This window comes from Actinomadura geliboluensis, assembly GCF_005889745.1.
In the GTDB taxonomy this organism is placed as follows: Bacteria; Actinomycetota; Actinomycetes; order Streptosporangiales; family Streptosporangiaceae; genus Spirillospora; species Spirillospora geliboluensis.
In genome coordinates this window covers 25042-47249 of the sequence record NZ_VCKZ01000013.1, presented here as the reverse complement: position 1 = coordinate 47249, position 22208 = coordinate 25042, and the positions used below count along the sequence as shown (strand labels likewise).

The 22208-nt window shown below is 72.7% G+C and carries 17 protein-coding genes and 1 tRNA gene; 13 read left to right on the top strand and 5 right to left on the bottom strand.

Annotated features, from left to right (window positions below):
* Positions 1-274: 274 nt before the first annotated feature.
* The 12 genes from ETD96_RS03925 to ETD96_RS03870 all read left to right on the top strand — a co-directional run bounded on the left by ETD96_RS03925 (position 275) and on the right by ETD96_RS03870 (position 12634).
* Positions 275-346: transfer RNA gene (locus tag ETD96_RS03925), tRNA-Gln, on the top strand.
* Between the two features lie 166 nt (positions 347-512).
* Complete coding sequence (gene glmU, locus ETD96_RS03920) at positions 513-1958, top strand: bifunctional UDP-N-acetylglucosamine diphosphorylase/glucosamine-1-phosphate N-acetyltransferase GlmU (RefSeq protein ID WP_274704587.1); 1446 nt, start codon at positions 513-515, stop codon at positions 1956-1958.
* Between the two features lie 171 nt (positions 1959-2129).
* A complete protein-coding gene (locus ETD96_RS03915) occupies positions 2130-3110 on the top strand; it encodes a ribose-phosphate diphosphokinase (protein WP_138634143.1) in 981 nt (326 codons plus the stop codon).
* A 285-nt stretch (positions 3111-3395) separates the two neighbouring features.
* Positions 3396-4022: a 50S ribosomal protein L25/general stress protein Ctc gene (locus ETD96_RS03910; RefSeq protein ID WP_138634140.1), complete on the top strand. Its 627-nt coding sequence runs from the start codon at positions 3396-3398 to the stop codon at positions 4020-4022.
* Between the two features lie 91 nt (positions 4023-4113).
* Positions 4114-4689, top strand: a complete 576-nt coding sequence (gene pth, locus ETD96_RS03905) for an aminoacyl-tRNA hydrolase (RefSeq protein ID WP_138634137.1) — start codon at positions 4114-4116, stop codon at positions 4687-4689.
* A 252-nt stretch (positions 4690-4941) separates the two neighbouring features.
* On the top strand, positions 4942-6420 hold the full coding sequence (locus ETD96_RS03900; RefSeq protein WP_138634134.1) for a sugar transferase: 1479 nt from the start codon (positions 4942-4944) through the stop codon (positions 6418-6420).
* A gap of 115 nt (positions 6421-6535) precedes the next feature.
* Positions 6536-7465 (top strand): inositol monophosphatase family protein, encoded by a 930-nt coding sequence (locus tag ETD96_RS03895; protein WP_138634131.1) that lies wholly within the window; start codon positions 6536-6538, stop codon positions 7463-7465.
* 129 nt (positions 7466-7594) lie between these two features.
* Entirely contained in the window at positions 7595-8512 is a 918-nt protein-coding gene (cysD, locus tag ETD96_RS03890; protein WP_138634128.1) for a sulfate adenylyltransferase subunit CysD, read from the top strand.
* Positions 8513-8544: 32 nt separating this feature from the next.
* Complete coding sequence (locus tag ETD96_RS03885) at positions 8545-9807, top strand: sulfate adenylyltransferase subunit 1 (protein ID WP_138634158.1); 1263 nt, start codon at positions 8545-8547, stop codon at positions 9805-9807.
* Between the two features lie 117 nt (positions 9808-9924).
* Positions 9925-10914, top strand: coding sequence for a sulfotransferase (locus tag ETD96_RS03880; protein ID WP_240807178.1), 990 nt, complete (start codon positions 9925-9927; stop codon positions 10912-10914).
* Positions 10911-11849, top strand: a complete 939-nt coding sequence (locus tag ETD96_RS03875) for a glycosyltransferase family 2 protein (protein WP_138634125.1) — start codon at positions 10911-10913, stop codon at positions 11847-11849. The genes ETD96_RS03880 and ETD96_RS03875 overlap by 4 nt, the downstream gene beginning before the upstream one ends.
* Positions 11846-12634 carry a WecB/TagA/CpsF family glycosyltransferase gene (locus ETD96_RS03870; protein WP_138634122.1) on the top strand — a complete coding sequence of 263 codons (789 nt, stop codon included), beginning with the start codon at positions 11846-11848 and terminating at the stop codon, positions 12632-12634. Before ETD96_RS03875 ends, ETD96_RS03870 begins: the two co-directional genes overlap by 4 nt.
* A gap of 41 nt (positions 12635-12675) precedes the next feature.
* Here ETD96_RS03870 and ETD96_RS03865 read toward each other — a convergent pair whose 3' ends face one another.
* Genes ETD96_RS03865 through ETD96_RS03845 form a run of 5 tightly spaced genes read right to left on the bottom strand, consistent with a single transcriptional unit; the run spans position 12676 to position 19759 of the window.
* Positions 12676-14274 carry an oligosaccharide flippase family protein gene (locus tag ETD96_RS03865; RefSeq protein WP_138634119.1) on the bottom strand — a complete coding sequence of 533 codons (1599 nt, stop codon included), beginning with the start codon at positions 14272-14274 and terminating at the stop codon, positions 12676-12678.
* Entirely contained in the window at positions 14271-15146 is an 876-nt protein-coding gene (locus ETD96_RS03860; RefSeq protein WP_138634116.1) for a sulfotransferase family protein, read from the bottom strand. The genes ETD96_RS03865 and ETD96_RS03860 overlap by 4 nt, the downstream gene beginning before the upstream one ends.
* Positions 15139-16359: a phosphotransferase gene (locus tag ETD96_RS03855; protein WP_138634114.1), complete on the bottom strand. Its 1221-nt coding sequence runs from the start codon at positions 16357-16359 to the stop codon at positions 15139-15141. The genes ETD96_RS03860 and ETD96_RS03855 overlap by 8 nt, the downstream gene beginning before the upstream one ends.
* Positions 16322-17902 carry an O-antigen ligase family protein gene (locus ETD96_RS03850; protein ID WP_205719100.1) on the bottom strand — a complete coding sequence of 527 codons (1581 nt, stop codon included), beginning with the start codon at positions 17900-17902 and terminating at the stop codon, positions 16322-16324. Before ETD96_RS03850 ends, ETD96_RS03855 begins: the two co-directional genes overlap by 38 nt.
* A 15-nt stretch (positions 17903-17917) precedes the next feature.
* The gene (locus ETD96_RS03845) at positions 17918-19759 is read right to left on the bottom strand and encodes a Wzz/FepE/Etk N-terminal domain-containing protein (RefSeq protein WP_171068844.1); all 1842 of its coding nucleotides are present in this window, start codon (positions 19757-19759) and stop codon (positions 17918-17920) included.
* Between the two features lie 414 nt (positions 19760-20173).
* Between ETD96_RS03845 and ETD96_RS03840 the strand changes: the two genes are divergently transcribed.
* Positions 20174-22147 carry a hypothetical protein gene (locus ETD96_RS03840; RefSeq protein WP_138634108.1) on the top strand — a complete coding sequence of 658 codons (1974 nt, stop codon included), beginning with the start codon at positions 20174-20176 and terminating at the stop codon, positions 22145-22147.
* The last annotated feature ends 61 nt before the right edge of the window (positions 22148-22208 follow it).

The following is a 22208-nucleotide window of genomic DNA, read 5'->3' as shown; positions in this document are numbered from 1 at the left end:
CCCGCGCCGCGGGGAAACCCCGAGACGCCCCCGGTGGACGGGCCTTCGCGGAGGCGGGCGTCCCCGCCGGCGCCGTGGCCCTGGTCGGGCAACTGGGGAGTGTCATGCTCCAAGACGGACGTTCTACACAGATCACGACGAATCGATCAGCATGGCCGCAGGTCCGCGGACGGCCCGGAGGTCGCCGCCGGGGAATGAGGTGGGTTTCGCTGGGCGGGTGTCGGTATCGTTGGGCCCGGTCGGTGCGCGACCTTGTCCGGGCCGTCCGCTTTATTCCGGCGTGGTGTAATTGGCAGCACAAGGGTTTTTGGTGCCCTTAGACAAGGTTCGAGTCCTTGCGCCGGAGCTGTCTGAGATGTCCCAGGTAGCCGCCCCGAGGCGGGCGGCGGGGTGACAGGTCGCGAGTGGGCGGTATCCTGCCCGTGTCGGGTGCGTTCCGGCCTGCCGTGTCGTGAACTCGCAGGTGGGCGCGTCCGAGACCGATCCCGTCCGCGATGCCGAGGAGCCTCCTTGTGAGCGCTGCGAGCCGACCGGCCGCCGTCATCGTTCTCGCCGCGGGCGAGGGCACCCGCATGAAGTCCCGTCAGTCGAAGGTCCTGCACGAGCTGTGCGGACGCAGCATGCTCGGGCATGTGCTCGCCGCCGCGCGGCAGCTGGAGCCCGAGCGGCTCGTCGTGGTCGTCGGGCACCGGCGCGAGCAGGTCGTCGAGCACCTCGCCGTCCACGCGCCGGACGCCGAGCCCGTCGTCCAGGACCACCAGGGCGGGACGGGCCACGCGGTGCGCATGGCGCTGGAGCAGACCGGCGCGCTGAACGGCACCGTCGTCGTCACGAACGGCGACCACCCGCTGCTGCGGGGCGAGACGCTGCAGGCGCTCGTCCGGACGCACGAGAGCGAGGGCAACGCCGCCACCGTCCTGACCACCGAGATGCCGGACGCCACCGGGTACGGGCGGATGGTCCGGGCCGCGGACGGCGGCGTCGAGGCGATCGTCGAGCACAAGGACGCCACCGAGGCCCAGCGGGCCATCAGCGAGATCAACGTCGGCATGTACGCCTTCGACGGGGCCCTGCTCGCGGACGCGCTGAAGCGGGTGACCACCGACAACGCGGGCGGCGAGGAGTACCTCACCGACGTCGTGGCGATCGTGCGCGCGGACGGCCACCGGGCCGGCGCGCACCTGGCCCCCGACTGGGTGGAGACCCAGGGCGTGAACGACCGGGTCCAGCTCGCGCAGGCGCGCCGGCAGCTGAACGACCGCGTCCTCGAAGCGCACATGCGGGCCGGGGTCACGATCATCGACCCGGCGTCCACCTGGATCGACGTGGGCGTGACCGCCGAGCCGGACGCCGAGATCCACCCGGGCACGCAGCTGCACGGCACGACGCACCTGGGCGAGGGCGCCCGGGTCGGGCCGGGCTGCACGCTGACCGACACGACGGTCGGCGAGGGCGCCACCGTCGTCAACGCCGTGTGCGTGGAGGCGGAGATCGGGCCGGAGGCGTCCGTCGGGCCCTACGCCTACCTGCGGCCGGGGACGCGGCTGGCCCGCAAGGCCAAGGTCGGCACGTACGTCGAGACCAAGAACGCCGACATCGGCGAGGGCACGAAGGTGCCGCATCTGACCTACGTGGGCGACGCCGAGATCGGCGAGGGCTCCAACATCGGCGCGAGCTCGGTGTTCGTCAACTACGACGGCGTCGAGAAGCACCGCAGCGTCATCGGTTCGCACGTGAAGATCGGCAGCGACAACATGATCGTCGCCCCGGTGGCGGTGGGCGACGGCGCCTACACCGCGGCCGGGTCCGTGATCGTCCAGGACGTCCCGCCCGGGGCGATGGCGGTCGCGCGGGCGCGGCAGCGCAACGTCGAGGGCTGGGTCGAGCGCCGCCGGCCGGGCACGCCGGCCGCGGACGCGGCCCGGCGGGCGAAGAGCGAGGACGAGGGCGCGCCGTAGCGCCGCGTCCCGCGCGCGAGATGCTTTCCCGCCGCCCGGCGGGGATGTGGAGGACACCGGTGTCTTCCGTGACAACAGAGCAACCCGTGAGCCGGAGTCTTGTGGTGCGCGGGGAGTGGGGACAACAACCCACATGTAAGGCACAGTTCCATTGAGGGGGAGTTGTCAGAGGTGAGTGGGATCAAAGCGAGCGGTCAGAAGAAGCTGATGCTCTTCACCGGCCGAGCCCACCCGGACCTGGCCAAGGAAGTCGCCGACAACCTCCACATCGAGCTCACACCGACGTCCGCGTATGACTTCGCCAACGGCGAGACGTTCGTGCGGTTCCTGGAGTCGGTCCGCGGGTCGGACGCCTTCGTGATCCAGAGCCACACGGCTCCCATCAATCAGTGGATCATGGAGCAGCTGATCATGGTGGACGCGCTGAAGCGCGCGTCCGCCAAGCGGATCACCGTCGTGGCGCCGTTCTTCGGGTACGCGCGGCAGGACAAGAAGCACCGCGGCCGGGAGCCGATCTCGGCGCGGCTGATGGCCGACCTGTTCAAGACGGCGGGCGCCGACCGGCTGATCACCGTGGACCTGCACACGGCGCAGATCCAGGGCTTCTTCGACGGCCCGGTCGACCACCTGTTCGCGCTGGACCTGCTGGCCCGGCACTTCGAGAGCCGCCTGGACACCTCGCAGGTGACGGTGGTGGCGCCGGACGCGGGCCGCGTCCGGGTGACCGAGCGCTGGTCGGACCGGCTCGGCGGCGTGCCGATGGCGATCATCCACAAGAAGCGCGACCCGGCCGTCGCCAACGAGGTGAAGGTCTTCGACGTCGTCGGCGAGGTCAAGGGCCGCGTCTGCGTCGTCGTCGACGACATGATCGACACCGGCGGGACGATCGTGAAGGCGGCGGACGCCCTGTTCGAGCAGGGCGCCGCGAAGGTCGTCGTCGCCGCCACGCACGGCGTCCTGTCCGGCCCGGCCGTGGACCGGTTGAAGAACTCGCGCATCTCCGAGGTCGTGCTGACGAACACGCTGCCGATCCCGGAGGAGAAGCAGTTCGACAAACTGACCATCCTGCCGATCGCCCCCCTGGTCGCCCGCGCCATCAACGAGGTCTTCAGCGACGGCTCGGTGACAAGCCTCTTCGGCGGACACAGCTGATTCCCAGGGGCGCCCCCCTGGGACCCTGTTGGTCCAGGGGGGGCGCCGCCCTGGACCAGCACAGTCGTCCCCGTGGGCCAATAGTCCTTCTGCGATCGGCTAGACTCTTTGAATCGCGCATGTCTCGGGTCGTTCAGTGCGGTGCCGGTTCAGGGGCCGCACTCCCCGGGGAACGCAAAGAATCTTCGAGGCGCCTGACGCATCGAGCATCGCCTGATTCGCTCTGTCCGTAGCGGACGTCCAGTGCCGGACGGCCGTGGATCGCAACAACGAGGAGTTTTCGCCGTGTCCGAGGTACGCATTGCCGCCGAGCCGCGCACCGAGTTCGGTAAGGGTGCCGCGCGGCGCACCCGCCGGGCCGGCAAGGTGCCCGCCGTCCTCTATGGTCACGGCACCGACCCGCAGCACATCTCGCTGCCGGGTCACGCCCTGATGCTGGCGCTCAAGACCCCGAACGTGCTGCTGACCATCGAGGGGCTCGGCAACGGCTCGGAGCTGGCGCTGCCGAAGGACGTGCAGCGCGACCCGGTCAAGGGGTTCCTGGAGCACGTCGACCTGCTGCTGGTGAAGCGCGGCGAGAAGGTCGTCGTCGACCTGCCGGTGAACGTCATCGGTGACGTGGTCGCGGGCGGCCAGGTGGCGCAGACGGTCGTGGAGATCTCCGTGGAGACGGAGGCGACCCACATTCCGGAGTCGGTCGACCTGGACATCTCCGGCCTGGGCGTCGACTCGCAGGTGCTGGCGAAGGACCTGAAGCTGCCGTCGGGCACGACGCTGGCGGCGGACGAGGAGACGCTGATCCTGCAGATCGTCGACGCGACGGCGGCGACGTCGCCGGAGCCGGCGGCGGGCGCCGAGGAGGCCGCGGCCGAGGGCGGCGCCGAGGGCGAGGGCGAGCCCGCCAGCGAGTAGCGCAGGCGCGGCCGTGCGGCCGCAGGGTTCTTTCGCGGCCCCCGCGGGTGTGTGCACCGGCGGGGGTCGCGCGCGTCGGTGAGGAGTTCGGGTGAGCACGGATCTCTGGCTGGTCGTGGGGCTGGGCAATCCGGGGCCGTCGTATGCGGGGAACCGGCACAACGCGGGTTTCATGGTGCTGGACGTGCTCGCGGCGCGGGCCGGGGGGCGGTTCAAGTCGCACCGGTCGCGGGCGGACGTGCTGGAGGGCCGGCTCGCGGGGAGCCGCGCGGTGCTGGCGAAGCCGCGGTCGTTCATGAACGAGTCGGGCGGGCCGGTGAAGGGGCTGCGGGACTTCTTCAAGGTGCCGGAGGAGCGGGTGGTCGTCGTCCATGACGAACTGGACATCCCGTTCGGGGCGGTGCGGTTGAAGCGCGGCGGCGGTGACAATGGTCACAACGGGCTGCGGTCGGTGACGCGGTCGCTCGGGACGCGGGAGTACCTGCGGGTGCGGTTCGGGGTGGGCCGGCCGCCGGGGCGGATGGACGCGGCGGCGTTCGTGCTGAAGGACTTCTCCGCGGCCGAGCGCAAGAGCCTCGACCTGGAGGTGGACCGGGCGGCCGACGCGGTGGAGGCGCTGCTGTCGGACGGGCTGGAGGCGGCCCAGAACGTGTTCCACGCGGGTTGACCGGTTCCGGCCACGGGTGTGGCGGGACGGCGGCCGCACCTGCCGTCGTGATGGTCTTTTTGTCGGTGTTCGTTACGGTTCGGCGATCCCGCTGAGTCGATGGCGGCGTTCCCCCAGTGACCATGGCAAACCGCCGTAAGATGCTGCTCGCACGAGGTTCGCGTTGCATGTGAACCTGATGCGGTGTTCGGCCGTCTTCGAGGTGAACCGCGCTGATGGGGGCGCGCGTTACAGGAGATTGGTGAGTGGTTTATGGCCGTCGTTGACAAGGTCCAGGCCGAGTCATCGATCCGCCATGAGCAGAGATCTGCGCAGTCGCAGAACTGGAGCGGGTCGTACCGCCGGGTCGCCCGGTGCCTCGACTTCCTCAGCATGCTGATGGCCGGCGTCATCGCGTTCGTGCTGCGGTTCCCGGGAGCGCCGACGGAGCCGAACGCGCCGTACGTGGCGCTGACCGTCGTGCTTCCGCTGCTGTGGATCCCGATCCTGGTCCTGTGCCGGGCCTACCAGCCGCGGTACATCGGCGTCGGCTACGAGGAGTTCCACCGGGTCCTGCGGGCCGGGTTCGTCCTGACGGCGTCGGTGGCGATCGTCGCGTACGCCACGAAGACCGAGGTGGCGCGCGGTTACGTGGTGATGGCGCTGCCTCTAGGGACGTTCCTGGCGCTCGTGGCGCGCTACCGCCTCCGCAAGTGGCTGCACAAGAAGCGCTGGAACGGCGAGTGCATGCGGCGCGTGGTCGCGGTGGGGCACCGGACGTCGGTGTCCGACCTGATCCGGCTGCTGCGCACGAAGCGGTACCACGGCATGGACATCGTGGGCGTGTGCCTCCCGCCGGCGCTGGCGTCCGGTGACGACGCGGTCGCCGAGGTCGAGGACGTCCCGGTGCTGGGCGACTTCTCGCAGGCGGCGGCGGCCGCCGAGCGGATCGGCGCCGACTCGGTGGCGGTGCTGGCGTGTCCGGAGATGGACGGGGTGGCGCTGCGCCGGCTGGCGTGGCAGATCGAGCGCGACGACATCGAGCTGGTGGTGGCGCCGGCGCTGATGGACGTCACCGGCCCGCGGATCTCGATCCGCCCGGTGTCGGGGCTGCCGCTGCTGCACGTGGAGCACCCGGAGCTGGACGGCGGCCGCAAGCTCTTCAAGGGCCTGTTCGACCGGGTCGCGGCGCTCAGCGGGATCGTGCTGCTGAGCCCGCTGCTGGCGCTGGTCGCGCTGCTGATCAAGTTCGACGGGGACCGCGGCCCGGTGCTGTTCCGGCAGACGCGGGTCGGGCGCGGCGGCCGGGAGTTCACCGTGCTGAAGTTCCGCACGATGGTGCAGGACGCGGAGGCGCGGCGGGTGGAGCTGCTGCCCGCCAACGAGAACGACGGGGTCCTGTTCAAGATGCGGGAGGATCCGCGGATCACCCGGGTGGGGCGCTGGCTGCGCCGCTACTCGCTGGACGAGCTGCCGCAGCTGTTCAACGTGCTGCGCGGCGAGATGTCGCTGGTGGGGCCGCGCCCGCCGCTGCCGGAGGAGGTCGCCCAGTACGGCGGCGACGTGTACCGGCGGCTGGTGGTGAAGCCGGGGCTGACGGGCCTGTGGCAGGTGAGCGGCCGTTCCGACCTGACGTGGGAGGAGTCGGTCCGGCTCGACCTGCGCTACGTCGACAACTGGTCGCTGGCGCTCGATCTGCAGATCATGTGGAAGACCTGGAACGCGGTGTTCCGGGGCTCCGGCGCCTACTGACCCCGCCGGCCGGAACCGGCTGACCCCGCTGACCGGGACCGGGCATCGAGGCGGGTCGGGTAGGCATGAGAAAGTAGACCGAACAGACCGTGCGAGTCGGGAATGTGATCAGCGGATGACGGATGTGGACGACCACGCGCTGGCCGCGGAGCTCGCCGGCGCGGCGGGGCGGCTGCTGCTCGGTGTGCGTGACGAGGTCGGTTTCGCGGACGCGCGGGTCCTGAAGGACACCGGCGACCTGCGGGCGCACGAGTACCTCATGGCGGCGCTGGCCGAGCGCTGTCCCGGCGACGCCGTCCTGTCCGAGGAGGGGCGCTCCTCCGTCGCGGGGAAGCGGTCGAAGGGCGATGACCGCGCCCCGACCCGCAACACCTCGGCCGACGAGCGGCGCACCGCCGCGCGGGTGTGGATCGTCGACCCGCTGGACGGCACCCGGGAGTTCTCCGAGGAGGGCCGCCGCGACTGGGCGGTCCACGTGGCGCTGTGGGAGCGCGACGCCGCGGGCCGCGGCCGGCTCGCCGCCGGCGCGGTGGCGCTGCCGGCGCAGGGCCTGACGCTGCGCACGGACGCGACGGGCGGTGCCGCGCTCGTCCGGACGGACGCGGGCGCCCCCGACCCGGTGACGGCCGGTCCGGTGCGGGCGCAGCCGCGCGAGGTGCCGCTGCACGTCCCGGCGCCGGACGCGGGCAAGCTCCGCATCGCGGTGAGCCGCACGCGCCCCCCGGAGTTCGTGCGGCAGCTCGCCGAGCGGATCGACGTGAACGTGGAGCTGGTGCCGATCGGTTCGGCGGGGGCGAAGATCTCCGCGGTGCTGCTCGGCGAGGTCGACGCGTACGTGCACGCGGGCGGCCAGTACGAGTGGGACTCGGCGGCGCCGGCGGCGGTGGCGCTCGGCGCGGGCGCGCACGCGTCCCGGGTCGACGGCTCGCCGCTGGAGTACAACCGGGAGGATCCCCGGCTGCCGGATATCCTGGTGTGCCACCCCGCGTCGGCGTCGATGCTGCTGACCGGCATCGCGGCGGCCGCCGGTGCCGGGCCGGGCTGACGCCCGCCGAGCTCGTCCGGCCCGGCGGGACTGATCCGCCGCGGGCCGGCGTTCGACCCGGCGGGACGTCCCGTCCCGCCGCCGCGACCGGTTGCATCTGCCAGATCAGCGTGGAGAGAGCCCTAGACCATGCAGCGTTCCGATTACCTGCTGTCCCAGTTGGACGTCCTTGAAGCCGAGTCGATCCACATCTTCCGGGAGGTGGCGGCCGAGTTCGAGCGGCCCGTGCTGCTGTTCTCGGGCGGCAAGGACAGCCTGGTGATGCTGCGCCTGGCCGAGAAGGCGTTCTGGCCGGCGCCGATCCCGTTCCCGGTGATGCACGTCGACACCGGGCACAACTTCCCCGAGGTGATCGAGTTCCGCGACCGGCGGGTGGCCGAGCTCGGCGTGCGGCTGGTGGTGGCGTCGGTGCAGGACGCGATCGACAGCGGCCGGGTGGCCGAGCAGAAGGGGCGCCGGGCGTCCCGGAACCGGTTGCAGATCGTGCCGCTGCTGGACGCGATCGAGGAGCACCGGTTCGACGCGGCGTTCGGCGGGGCGCGGCGCGACGAGGAGAAGGCCCGCGCCAAGGAGCGGGTAGTGTCGTTCCGCGACGAGTTCGGCCAGTGGGACCCGAAGAACCAGCGCCCGGAGCTGTGGAACCTGTTCAACGCCAGGATCGAGCAGGGCGAGCACGTCCGGGTGTTCCCGCTGTCGAACTGGACGGAGCTCGACATCTGGGACTACGTCCGCCGGGAGGAGATCGCCCTCCCCTCGATCTACTTCGCGCACACCCGGCGCGTGTTCGAGCGCGACGGGCTGCTGCTGGACGCCGAGACGGGCTTCGCGAACCGCGGCGACGACGAGCCGGAGTTCGAGGCGACGGTCCGGTACCGGACGGTCGGCGACGCGTCCTGCACGGGCGCGGTGAAGTCGTCGGCGGCGACGCTGGACGAGGTGATCGAGGAGATCGCGGCGACCCGGATCACCGAGCGCGGGCAGACCCGCGCCGACGACCGGACCAGTGAGGCCGCGATGGAGGACCGCAAGAAGGAGGGCTACTTCTGATGGCCGGCAACGAGGAGCCCGCGGGCAAGCCGATGGACCTGCTGCGGTTCGCCACCGCCGGCAGCGTCGACGACGGCAAGTCGACGCTGATCGGGCGGCTGCTGTTCGACTCCAAGTCGATCTTCGAGGACCAGCTGGAGTCGGTGGAGCGCACGAGCACCGAGCGGGGCGAGGAGTACACCAACCTCGCGCTGCTGACCGACGGCCTGCGCGCCGAGCGGGAGCAGGGCATCACGATCGACGTGGCGTACCGCTACTTCGCGACGCCGCGCCGCAAGTTCATCATCGCGGACACGCCGGGGCACATCCAGTACACCCGGAACATGGTGACGGGCGCGTCGACCGCCGACCTCGCGATCATCCTGGTGGACGCCCGCAAGGGCATCCTGGAGCAGTCGCGCCGGCACGCGTTCCTGACGACGCTGCTGCAGGTCCCGCACCTGGTCGTGGCGGTCAACAAGATGGACCTCGTCGACTACGACCGCGGCGTGTACGAGCGCATCGTGGACGAGTTCACCGCGTTCGCGTCCAAGCTGGACGTGACCGACCTGACGTTCGTGCCGATCTCGGCGCTGCACGGCGACAACGTCGTCGAGCGCAGCGGCAACATGCCCTGGTACGAGGGGTCGTCGCTGCTGCACCACCTGGAGCACGTGCACATCGCCTCCGACCGCAACCTGATCGACGTGCGGTTCCCGGTGCAGTACGTGATCCGGCCGCACGCCTCCACGGACCCGGACCTGCACGACTACCGCGGCTACGCGGGCCAGGTCGCGGGCGGCGTGCTGAAGCCGGGCGACGAGGTCGTGCACCTGCCGTCCGGGCTGACCACGACGATCACCCGCATCGACGGGCCGCGCGGCCCGGTGGAGCAGGCGTTCGCGCCGATGTCGGTGACGCTGCGCCTCGCCGACGAGATCGACATCTCCCGCGGCGACATGATCGCGCGGCCGAACAACCGGCCGGAGGTCGCGCAGGACATCGACGCGATGGTCTGCTGGATGACCCCGGACCGCACCCTCACGCCGCGCTCCAAGCTGGTCATCAAGCACACGACCCGCACCGCGAAGACCATGGTGAAGGACCTGCACTACCGGCTGGACGTCAACACCCTGCACCGCGACGAGGAGGCGGCCGCGCTCGGCCTGAACGAGATCGGCCGGGTGTCGCTGCGCGTCACGCAGCCGCTGTTCGTGGACGACTACAGCCGCAACCGCCTCACCGGCGGCTTCATCCTGATCGACGAGGCCACCAACAACACGGTCGCGGCCGGCATGATCATCGGGGCGAAGTAGTCCGGACCCGCCCGCACCGCCCGCCGCGGTGCGGGACAATGGGCTCCCGAACACCCACCCCCCGAACGCCCGCGAGGTCGAACCGAATGACGCGTGTCCCCCCACCGGAGTGCGGACGTGTCCGCTGAGCCCGCCCCCGGGCCGGCGGCCGGGGCGGACCGGCCCCGCGTCCTGTTCCTCGGGGGCCTCGGCCGCAGCGGCACGACGCTGGTCGAGCGGCTGCTCGGCGAGCTGCCCGGTGCGATGGCGCTCGGCGAGGTCATCCACCTGTGGGAGCGCGGCGCCCACGCGGGGGAGCGCTGCGGCTGCGGCGTCCCGTTCGGCGAGTGCCCGTTCTGGCGGCGCGTCGGGGAGGCCGCGTTCGGCGGCTGGGACGCGGTCGACCTCGACCGGTTCGCCGAGCTGCGCGCCGAGGTGGACCGCACCCGCCACATCCCGATGCTCGCCCGCGACCGGCTCCCGGCCGACCGGTCGCCGCTCGTGGCCGAGTACGTCGACCACTACCTGCGGCTGTACCGCGCCGTGGCCGCCGAGTCCGGCGCGGCGGTGCTGATCGACTCCAGCAAGCAGGCGTCACTGGCGTTCTGCCTGCGCTGGGCGGCCCGCGCCGGCCGCGTCGACCTGCGCGTGCTGCACGTCGTCCGGGACAGCCGCGGCGTGGCCTACTCGTGGACGCGCCAGGTGCGGCGCCCGGAGGCCGACGCCGGCGGCGACGAGTACATGACGCAGTGGTCGCCGCCCCGCACCGCCGTCCACTGGAACGCCGAGAACGGCGCCTTCCAGCTCCTCGCCCGGCGCGGCGTGCGGGTGCGGCGGATGCGCTACGAGGACTTCGTCGCCGAGCCGCGCGCGCGGCTGCGCGACATCGCCCGGTTCGCGGGGCTCCCCGCCGTCGCCGACGCCCTCGCCTTCGTCGGCGACGGGCGCGCGGAGCTGACCGCCAACCACACGGCGTCGGGCAACCCGATGCGCTTCCGCACCGGGCAGATCGAGATCCGGTCCGACGACCGGTGGCGGACCGCGCTGCCGGCCGCCGACCAGCGCAGGGTCACCGCGATGACCCTGCCGCTACTGCGCCACTACAGCTACCTCGGAGGCGACGCATGACGTCGGAGCGCGACGGGCATCCGTCCGTCGGCGTGGTGATCCCCACGCACAACCGTCCGGAGCTGCTGCGTGCGGCGCTGGACGCCGTCCTGGCCCAGGACTACCCGGGCGAGCTGCGGATCGCGGTCGTGTTCGACCGCGCCGAGCCCGACCCGTCGCTCGCGGACGTGCCCGGCGCGGACGGCCGCGTCACCGTCCTCGCCAACGACCGCACGCCGGGGCTGGCGGGGGCGCGCAACACCGGCATCCTCGCGCTCGACACCGAGCTGGTGGCGTTCTGCGACGACGACGACCAGTGGCTGCCGGAGAAGCTGACCGCGCAGACGGCCGCGCTCGCCGCCCGCCCGGACGCGGTGCTGGCGAGCTGCGGCATCCTCGTGGAGTTCCGCGGCGGCGGCAACGCGCGCCTCGCGGGCGCCGCGGAGGTGACGCACGCCGACCTCGTGCGGTCCCGGATGGTGATGGTCCACTCGTCCACGTACCTGGCGCGCCGCGCGGCGCTGACCGCGCCCGACGGGATCGGGCTGGTGGACGAGACCATCCCGGCCGGCCAGAACGAGGACTGGGACTTCGCGCTGCGCGCCGCCCGGCGGCACCCGATCGTGAACGTCGACCGCCCGCTGGTGAAGGTGCTGTGGGGGCGGACGTCGCTGTTCGCCGGCGAGTACGACACCAAGATCGAGGGGCTGCGCTGGATGCTGCGGCACCATCCGGAACTGGCCGCGGACCCGGTCGGCTCCGCCCGCGTCTACGGCCAGATCGCGTTCTGGAACGCGGGGCTGGGCCGCCGGCGGGAGGCGCTGAGCTGGTCGCGGCGGGCGCTGCGCGCCAACTGGCGGGAGCGCCGCGTGCCGTTCGCGCTGGCGGTCGCCACCGGGCTCGTCTCCGACGAGCGGGTGCTGCGGACCCTGCACTCGCGCGGGCACGGCATATGACGGGCCACGCCGCGGCGGGCGGCGCGGCGCGCGTGGTGCTGCGCGGCGTCCCGTTCGACGCGCTCACCGAGGCGCAGGTGGTCGAGCGCGTCGCCGCCGACGTGGCGCGCGGCGCGGGCGGCCACCTGGTGACGCCGAACATCGACATCATGCGGCTGGCGCGGCGGGACGGGGAGGCGCGCTCGCTCGTCACCGGCGCCGACCTCGTCGTCGCCGACGGCACGCCGATCCTGTGGGGCGCGCGGCTCGCCCGCCGCCCGCTGCCCGCCCGCGTCACCGGGGCGTCCCTCATCTGGACGCTGAGCGAGGCGATGGCGCGCGACGGCCGGTCGGTCTACCTGCTCGGCGGGGGCGCGCCCGGCGTCCCCGAACGCGCCGGCGCCGTCCTCGCCGAGCGGTATCCGGGGCTGCGCGTCGCGGGGGCGTCCGCGCCGCCGATGGGCTTCGACCGGGACGAGCGCGAGGTCGACCGGATCGCCGCGGACCTCGCGGCGCTCAAGCCCGACCTGGTGTTCGTCGGCCTCGGGTTCCCCCGCCAGGACCGGCTCATCACCGCGCTGCGGCCCGCGCTGCCGGGCGCGTGGTTCGTCGGATGCGGCGCGGCGATCCCGTTCGCGGCCGGCGAGCTCGAACGGGCCCCGGGCTGGATGCAGCGCGCCGGCCTGGAGTGGCTGCACCGGCTGGCGGGTGAGCCCCGCCGCCTGTTCAGCCGGTACATCCTGCACGACCTGCCGTTCGCGGCGCGGTTCCTCACCGGCTGCGCGCTGGACCGGTACCGCCGCTGAACCGCGGCCGGGGGCGCGCCTAGCCGGCGCGCCCCCGCCGGTCAGCGGCGCGGTCGGCCGCGGCGCAGGATGGAGCGCGCGGCCTCGTCCAGGTTCAGCGGGCGGCGCAGCAGGTAGCAGCCCGCGACGTACCCGACGGTGCCGACCGCCGCGGCGGCGGCGAGCTGGGGCAGCCCGTCGCCCGCCGCCAGCCGCACGGCGAGCGGTACCGCGCCGAAGCAGACGCCGGTCAGCGCCGCGGCCGCCAGCGAGCCCCGGCCGAACGGGTGCAGGCCCAGCTTCAGGCGCAGCTGCAGCAGCGGGATGACGTTGCGGGTCAGCAGCGCGGCGGCCCCGCCGAGCGCGGCCCCGACGATCCCGATGTGCGGGATGAGCAGGACGCTGACGCAGACGTTCACACCGAGCGCGAGCACGATGTTCACGAGGTTCCAGGTGGTCTTGCCCGCCATCATCAGGACGACCTCGACCATGCCCGTCCCCGCGCTGACCAGCATCGCGGCCGCCAGCACCACGATCACCGAGGCGCCGGTGTGGTAGCCGCTCCCGAACATCCGCAGCAGCTGCTCGGCGAACAGCGCCGAGAGCAGGAACAGCGGCCAGTTCGCCAGCATCAGCCAGCTCGTGGCGGTCTGGTAGAGGGTGTTGGCCGAGCGCCGGTCGTCGTGCGCGAGCACCTCCGACAGCTGCGGCTGGACCGCCTGCGAGATGGCCCGGTTGGCGAGCTGCCCGACGACGCGCAGCCGGGACGCCGCGGTGTAGATCGCCGCGTCCCGCGCGCCGAGCATCGCCGCGACCAACAGGATGTCCATGCGCTGCAGCAGGATCTGGGTGATGCCCGCGAGCCCGCGCGGCAGCGAGTAGCGCCAGAACCGGCGGCCGAGGTCGGGCGGGACGTCCGGGGCGGTGCCGGCGTCCGGCGCCGTGCGCCGGACCAGCCCGAGCATCGCGAGCACGGCCAGCACGGCGGCGGGCAGGTACGGCCCGACCCAGGCGACGGCGATGAGCCCGGACGCTCCGGCGACCGCCACCGCGCCGACCGCGGCGAGCTGCACCAGCGGGCGGCCGATGTTCTCCACGAGCACCGACGGCCGCATCCGCCGGAACCCCTGGGTCGCGGCCAGCGCCCCCGCCGACAGGTTCATCACCGGCAGGAACACCGCCAGCACCCGCAGGTAGGTCGCGCCGTCCCCCGGGTCGCCGTGCACCATCACCTCGGCCACCCACGGCGCCGCCGCGAACAGCACGGCGCCGAGGACCGCGGAGCACAGCACCATCGGCCGCAGCGCCAGCCGGACGAGCGGACCGATCCGCTCGGTGCGGCCGCGCGAGCGGAACCGGGCGATGAAGTACACCAGGCTCGTCTGGGTGCCGAGCTCGGCGACCGCGCCGAACAGCAGGAACGCCGACGTCGCGGCGAAGAAGACGCCCGCCTCGTCCTGGGAGAACGCGTTGGTGATGACGGCGACGACGACGAGCTGGGCCACCGCCGAGACCACGGCGCCCACGATGTTCAGGGCGCCGCCGCGGGCGAGGGAGCCGACGTCCGAGCCCTTCGAGCCGGGGCCCGCGCCGCCCGCCGCGCCGTCCTTCGCGCCGCCGGTCGCGGCGGGGTCGGCCGCGCCGGTCGCGGGCGCGCTCATCGGCGCCAGGACGGGGTGCGGCCGAGCCACTCCGCCAGCCGCTCGTCGTACGGGCGGAAGTACTCGCCGAGCCGCGCGTGGAGCCCGTCCGGCAGCGGCGAGCGGCTGCGCGCGTTGTGCCGCTCGAACACCGGGGAGCCGAGCGGCGGGACGCCGAGGAAGTCCAGGACGCCCTTGTACACGGTCTCCGGCTCGGTGAAGAACTCGTGGCTGTCCACGACGAGGAGGCGGTCGCGGCCCACCAGCCCCTCCAGCCGCTCGATCTGCTCGATGTAGCGGCTCCGCGCGAGGTAGGCGTTGTGCTGGTAGGCGTGGCTGGTCGCGGCCGGGTCGGCCGCGAGCCGCTCGGCCTCGCCCGCCAGCCGCTCCTCCTCCAGCTCGATCGCCCGCTCGAAGGGCTCGGTCTCGAACCCGCGCCCCAGCTCGTGGGAGTGCGCCGAGTAGGCCCGCTCCACCGGGTCGCGCACGAGCATCAGCAGCTTGACGTCCGGCAGGTCGGCGGCGATCCGCTCGCCCGCCAGCGGGTGGAACCCGTAGTACGGCGACGACTCGAACGCCAGCGGCTTCACCCCGTGCCGGTGCTCGACCCGCGCGGCCGTCGTGCGCAGCGGGAAGTGCCCCTGGTACCAGGCGAGGCCCTTGTCGTAGCCCGTGTCGAAGTAGTGGACGCCCTTGTGCCACAGGGCCTTGAGTAGCGCCGGGTGCTGGCTGAGCGTCCGGTACATCGACGTCGTGCCGCAGCGCTGCCCGCCGACGATGAGGAATCCGGGCAGCATGCGGGCGCGGTGGGTGGCCTTGCCCGCGGTGACGGCGGCGGCCTGGGCCAGCCGCTTGTGCCCGGGGGGACGCGCCGCCTGGTGCTTGTCAGCCATTCGCTTCCTTCGTTTCGTGCACGCCCTCGGCGAGGGCGGGGAGGAGCCATGCGCCGACGTCGCCGAGGCGGGCGCCCGCCTCGGCCTGCCGGTCGGCGAGATAGCGCGCGGCGAGTTCGGCGAGGTACAGCCGCGCGACGAGCGCGGCGTGCGCGGGTTCGGCCAGCGCGGGCGCGGCGGTGAACGGGGCCAGGGCGCCGGCCGCGTCGCGCACGCAGTCGGCCGCAGCCCGCGCCGGGTCGGCCGCCGGGTCGGAGACGGTGCGCTGGAGGCGGTGGTGCAGCGCGTCGAAGCCCACGGGGACGCCGGTGGTGAACCTCTCCCAGTCCCACACCAGGAGGCCGCCGTCCGAGCCGCCGGTGTTCCACGGCGTGAAGTCGCCGTGCCAGGAACCGAAGACGAGCTCGGCGTCCCCGTGGCGCTCGCCGATCGCCGCGAGCGCCGCGCGCAGCCGGCCGGCCGGTTCGCCCGGCAGGGCGGCGACGCGGTCGTTGAGCGCCGTCCAGTAGGGGGAGGACGCCAGGCGGATGCGCCGCGTCCCGGCCGCTTCGGCGATCTCGCGCAGCGCGGCGGCCAGCAGTTCCGCGGTGATCGGGCGGCCCTGCTCCCAGGTCGGCAGCGGCGTCAGCGCCAGGATGTCCAGCCCCCGCCACGACCCCGAGTGCAGCACCTCAGGCGCACGGACAACACCGCCCGCAGCGCGCGGCAGTTGCGCCAGCGCCGCCGCCTCGGCCTGGACGAGCCGCCCGGTCAGCTCGTTCACGCCCACCTTGACGAACGCGACCGGGGGCCCGGCCGATCCGGGGGAGAGGGCCTGCAAGACCGGCTTGTCGTTGGCGCGTCCGGCGGGCCGCGCGTACAGGGCGGCGCACACCGGACGGCCCAGGGCCTCGCTCAGGTACGTCTCCACGGTCTCGGCCCCCTCGGGGACGTCCACCCGCACGCCGCGGCGCAGCACCGCCCGTCCGAGCCCGCCGCGCAGCGACCAGATCAGCCCGGCCGTCACCAGCCGCGCCGCCCGCGACTCCACCCGGCCGTAGGCGCGCAGCGCCCCGACGGCGGCCGCGCGGTCGGCGGGAAGCAGGATCCGGGGCCGGCGGGCGTCGGGTGCGAGGAGCCGGTCGCCGCGGCCGTCGGTGACGCGCGCGGGTTCGGGCCACAGCAGCCGGGTCGTCTCACGCAGGGCCGTCAGCCGGTCCGCCGTGTCGCTCACGTTGTCCCTCTCCGATCCTGATGGGCGTGCCGTTCGTCCGCGTGGCCAGCGCGGCCCGGCGCGTCTTCGTCTCCAGCAGCCGCCGGGTGCGGGCGGCGGAGAGCGTCTTGTCGCGGGCCCGCCGGGCGCGCACGGCGACCGGCTCCACGCGCGGCGGGCTCAGGTCGATGCCGTTGCGCCACATCACCGCGAACGACAGCAGGTAGAGCGGCATCGGGGTGTAGAGCCCGTCGTAGATGGTCATGTAGAAGAGCACGAGCAGCATCGTCAGCACGCCGCCCGTGGCGATCGGAGAGGTGTCCCGCCAGTACCGCCGGATCGCGTTGAGGAAGAACATGATGTACAGGCCCGCCCCGACGAAGCCCTGCGAGATCAGCAGCAGCCACAGCTGGCCGTCGGAGCCGAGCGGCGGGTGCTTGCACTCCGGGCACGCCTGCGTCTTGCCGGTGACGACCGTCTTGTCGGAGCCGACCGCGTACCGCGTGTTGCCGTAGCCGATGATGGGCGAGGTGAACGTCGCCTCGATCGTCTTGGCCCGCGTGTAGGCGCGGATGCCGTTGCTCTGCGGGTTGTCGAGCCTGGTCTGGACCTGGGAGTACAGCGGCGACATCGCGAAGACGGTGCCGCCGAACACCAGCGCGACGGCCGCCACGCCGAGCGCCATGACCCGGCCCCGCAGCGCCAGCCGGACGAGGACGTAGACGGCGCTGATCCCGATCCCGATCCACAGGCCGCGGTTCAGCCCGTACACCACCGGGACCATGGACAGCACGAGGATGCCCGCGCCCAGCATCCGGCGCTTGCGCGAGGCGTACACCCACCAGGCGAGGACGAACCAGATCAGCAGGATCGAGTAGTTGTTGCCCCAGGTGTTGGCCCATTCGAAGGGGCCTTCGGGACGCACCGCCTTGACCGAGCCGACCCAGGTGATCTGCGCCGCGGTCGGGTTGATGATGTTCTGCACGAACGCGTCGCCGCGCACCCGCCCGGGCAGCAGCATGCCGAACAGCGGGGTGACGTGGAAGTTCGGGAACACCACGCCGAGCAGCCCGCCGAGCGTGGTGGTGATGAACAGCGCCGCGAGCATCCGCAGCAGCGCGAGCCGCGGCAGCTCCCGCTCGCTGAGGTTCCCGACGTACAGCGCGATGACCGCGGACGCGGCGTAGACGACCAGCCGCACCAGGACCGAGACGATCCGCCCGAGGCCGAACTCGCCGTACGCGCCCGGCGGGTTCTTGCTCAGCATGGTGAGGCTGACCAGGTACCAGACCAGGAAGAGCACCCACAGCCCGAAGCCCGGCGGGAACCGCAGCGGGCGGCGGTTGAGGAGGATGAGCGCCATCGGCACCGCGCAGATGACGAAGCTGAACACGCCGAGGCCGACGATCCACCACACGGGGAAGCCGACGAGCAGCGCGATCAGCGGCCAGGTCGTGCGCGGCAGGTCGCGCAGGCGGACCGGGAGCGGCTCGTCGCTCCGCGACGGGGGGACCGGATCCTCCGGCGCGGTTCGCGGTGCGGCGGAGGTGGAGGGGGACGGCATCTCAGTGGCGCCGGACTACTCGTCGGGGTCGTCGTGCCGGCCGAAGCGCGGGATCACCGCCGTGCTGCTCGAGTCCGGTTCGTTGCCGTTGGTCGGGACGCGGTGCTCGGGGGCCTCTCCCTCGCCGTGCTTGGGCTGCTCGGTCCGCCGCGGCCCGGCGACGGGACGGTCGCCGGGGACGTCGACGACGGTGCGGTCCGGGGGGCCGTCCCCGAAGGCGTCGAGGTCCAGGCCGCCGTGCTTGGGACCGCCGGGCGCTCCGGGCGCCCCGCCGCCCGGCCTGCCGGGCGGAGCGGGCCGCGCGCGCCGGGCGCCGGGCGCCGGGCGCGCGGCGCCCGCCGCCCGCCGCGGATGGGCGCTGTCGGAGCGCGGCTGGGCCGGGACGACGAGGGTGCCGAGCACTGCGACGCTCATCCGGTCGAGCGCGCGCACCGACTCCTCGACGTCCTTGCGCTTGGCACCCGGGACCTCGACGACCACGAGCGCGGTGTCGGCGGCCTCGGCGATGGCCTGCGCGTCGGCGCTGCTGCTGGTGGACGGCGCGTCGATGACGACGTAGTCGGTGTTGGAGCGCAGCTGGTCGATGACGTGGACCATCTGCCGCGTCTGGAGCAGCTCGTAGGCGAGTTCGGTGTCGACACCGGGCGGGACGACCCACAGCCGCTTCTGGACGGGGGAGCGGACCATCGCGTCGCGGAGCGTGCGCACGCCGAGCAGCACCTCGGCGAGCCCGGTGCTCCCCGGGGCCTCCGTCAGGCGCGCCGACTCCTGGGAGTGCAGGTCGGCGCAGACGAGCACCACGCGCGACTGGGTGCGGGCGAGCGCCGCGGCGAGGTTCGCGGCGGACAGGCCCGCGCCGGGCCCGTCGGTGGCGCTCGTCACCAGGATCACGTGGTTGCCGTGCCCGAGCACGGCGTTGAGCTGGTGGCTCAGCTCGTGCACTTCCTGCCCGTTGCGACTTCGGGCGGGCAACAGCCCCAGCCGTTCGCCCTTGGCGCCGGGCTGCAGTTCCAGCAGGACGGGCATGTCGAGCATCCGCTCGACGTCCGCCGCGCTGCGCAGCCGCGTGTCGAGGCGGTCGCGGACCGCGCCGACGCCGAGGCCGACCAGCAGCCCGGCCATGAGGCCGCCGGTGAGGAAGAGCGGCACGTTCGGGCCGCTCGGCTGCGAGGGCGTGGCGGCGTTGCTGATGATGCGGCCCGGGTTGATGGTGGTGGTGCTGAGGGAGCCCAGCCGCCCGGTGAGCTCGGTGATCTGGCGGCTGATGATCTGCTGCTGGCTGCGCGCGTAGGTGCGGGTGGCGCCGCTGTAGCGCGGGATCCGGTCGAGGAGGTCCTTGTTCTTCTCGCTCAGTTCCTCGATCTTCTTGTTGATGACGTCCATCTGGCGGGCGAGGTTCGCCTGCGCGGACGCCGTGCGCTGGTTGAGGTACGCCTGCGCGAAGAGGTTCGCGCCGTTCGCCGCGCCCCGCGGGTTGTCGTCGGTGTAGGCGATCGTCAGGACGCCCGAGTTCGGGGGGACCGAGACGGTGACGTGCGACAGCAGGTGGTTCTCGGAGTCCTCGTACTTGAGGAGCCGCTTGGCCTCCTTGGCGACCTCGAGCGACTTGGCCACCTGGGCCTCGGTGTCGAGGTTGACGTCGGTCTTGCTTTTGGAGGCGGCCGGGGCGGCGTCGTCGAACCCGGTGGGCGCCACGAGGACCTGCGCCTCGGCGGTGTAGGTCTTGGCCAGCGTGAACGTGTACGCGGCGACGCCGGCGAGGACGAACGCGGCGCAGCACACGACGATCCCCCAGCGCCGCCGTATCAACCCGGTGTAGTCGACGAACTCTTTGGAGGGTGCTGGACTAGACGACACTTCAGTCCCTTCGCGGTCACCGCCCCCGCCGCCGCGCGAACTGTCCGGTCCGCCGGGGCTGGCCGCCGGAGTCGCCGGGTGTGGTGGGGGGCGTGGCGTCGCGGTCACTATATAGCGAGCGCGCGCACGGTTCAGACAAACAGCGCGCACGCGGGCATCGCCGGAGTACCACCTGTGCGCGGGCGGGGCCGGCCGTTCGGGCGGCACCGCGGCGTCCGGATGTGGTCTGGCGGCGGGTACGGCCCGCCGCTAAGCTACCGCAGGCTCCCCCCATGAGTATCAGTCGGGTAACTCTCGCCTCAAGAGGCGCGGCCCGCGACACGATGGGCGCATTGGTCAATACTTCATTCCTTCCTAGGATTCCCCGCCGAGGAGGCTCAAGTGTCGCGTCTGCGCCGTGATGCAGCGGTTGCGGTGACGGCATTGGCTGGGATCGGCCTCGTGGCCGCCCCGCAGTTCGCCGAGGGCCACCAGGTCCCGGCCGCCAGTGCCGCGCTAACCACCGGGAAGATGCCCGTCGAGACGCCCTACGGCGGAACTCCGAACATCGAACCGAACCAGGGCGGCTGGGCCGGTGTCGTCTACGCGATGACCCAGGTCGGCAACAAGATCATCGTGGGTGGGAAGTTCAAGTCGGTCAAGCAGGGCGACACGACCTACCCCGTGACGAACCTGCTCGCGATCAACGCGACGACCAAGCGCCTCGACACCGCCTTCAAGGTGCAGCTCGACGACGAGGTCCTCGCGCTCGCGCCGGGCGCCGACGGCAAGTCGGTGCTCGTCGGCGGCAAGTTCAACACGGTCAACGGCAAGGCCCGGCCGAAGCTCGCCCGCCTCGACGTGGGCACCGGCAAGGAGGTCGCCGACGGCACCTGGAAGACGCCAGGCATCAAGGGCGGCGCCGTCTTCGACATCGAGCAGGCGCACGGCCGCCTGTACATCGCCGGGCAGTTCACCACGGTCGCGGGCGTGGCGCGCAACCGCCTCGCGGCCCTCAGCCCGACCACGGGCGGGCTGTCGACCAAGTTCGGCGTGGTCCCGTTCACCGGCGTGCACAACGGCGGAGTCACGCGCGTCCGGCGGATCGCCGCCACCCCCGACGGCACGAAGATGTACGCGCTCGGGAACTTCCGCACGGCCGGCGGCCAGGAGCGGCGGCAGTTCGCCCGGCTGAACCTCGGCGACTCCTCCGATGCGCTCGACGCGAACTGGAAGACCGACGGGTTCGCCACCTCGTGCAACACCGTCTTCGACAGCTACGTGCGCGACATGGCGATGTCGCCGGACGGCAAGTTCGTCGTGGTCGGCTCGACGGGCGGCCCGTACGGCACGTCCCAGCTGTGCGACAGCGTCACCCGCTGGGACACCGCCGACACCGGCTCGAACGTGAAGCCGGCGTGGACGAACTGGACGGGCGGCGACACGATCGACTCGGTCGCGGTCTCCGGCGCGGCCGTGTTCGCCGGCGGGCACCCCCGCTGGTCCAACAACCCCACCGGCCGCGACAGCGCCGGCCCCGGCGCGGTGACCCGCCCCGGCCTGGCCGCCCTCGACCCGCGCAACGGCGTCCCGCTCTCCTGGAACCCGGGCCGCGACCCGCGCGGTGACGGCGCGTGGTCCCTGCTGGTGACCTCCGAGGGCCTGTGGGTCGGCAGCGACACCAACTACTTCCTGCCGCCCGCGTCGCACAAGTTCCGCGGGAAGATCGGCTTCTTCCCGTTCGCGGGCGGCGCGACGCTGCCCGAGGACGCCACCAAGCAGCTTCCGGGCAAGGTGTACATCGCGGCGCCCGGGTCGGTCGTGCAGCCCAACAAGCTCGTCTCGCGCACGCTCGACGGCACGACCGTCGGCACCGAGGTCACCGAGTCCGTCTCCGGCGGCATGAACTGGTCGGACGTGCGGGGCGCGATGCTGATCGACGGCGTCCTCTGGTACGCCAAGGCCGACGGCAAGCTGTACAAGCGCACGTTCAACGGCACGGCCGTCGGCGCGGAGCAGTTCGTCAACCCCTACGCCGACGCGCAGTGGGACGCCGACGAGCCGGCGTGGAAGGGCCGCCAGTCGGACTTCTACAGCTCGGTGACGGGCGGCCGCACGCTCGGGATGTTCTTCGACAACGGCCGGATGTACTACACCCGGTCCGGGAGCTCGGCGCTGTACTACCGCTACTTCACCCCGGAGAGCGGGATCCTCGGCGCCATCGAGTACACCGCGGCGTCCTCCGGCTGGTCGAACGTCCAGGGGATGTTCGTCTCCGACGGTAAGCTCTACTACGTCGCCAGTGACGGCAAGCTGAACGCGGTGAAGTTCACCGGCGGCGCCCCGAGCGGGAGCCCGACGGTGATCAGCACGGCGGACTGGCGGGGCCGCGGCCTCTTCGTCGGCTGATGCTCCGTTCGCCGCGGAACCGCACGAAGGCAGCCGATTCCTCGTGTGACCTGTAGCGCGG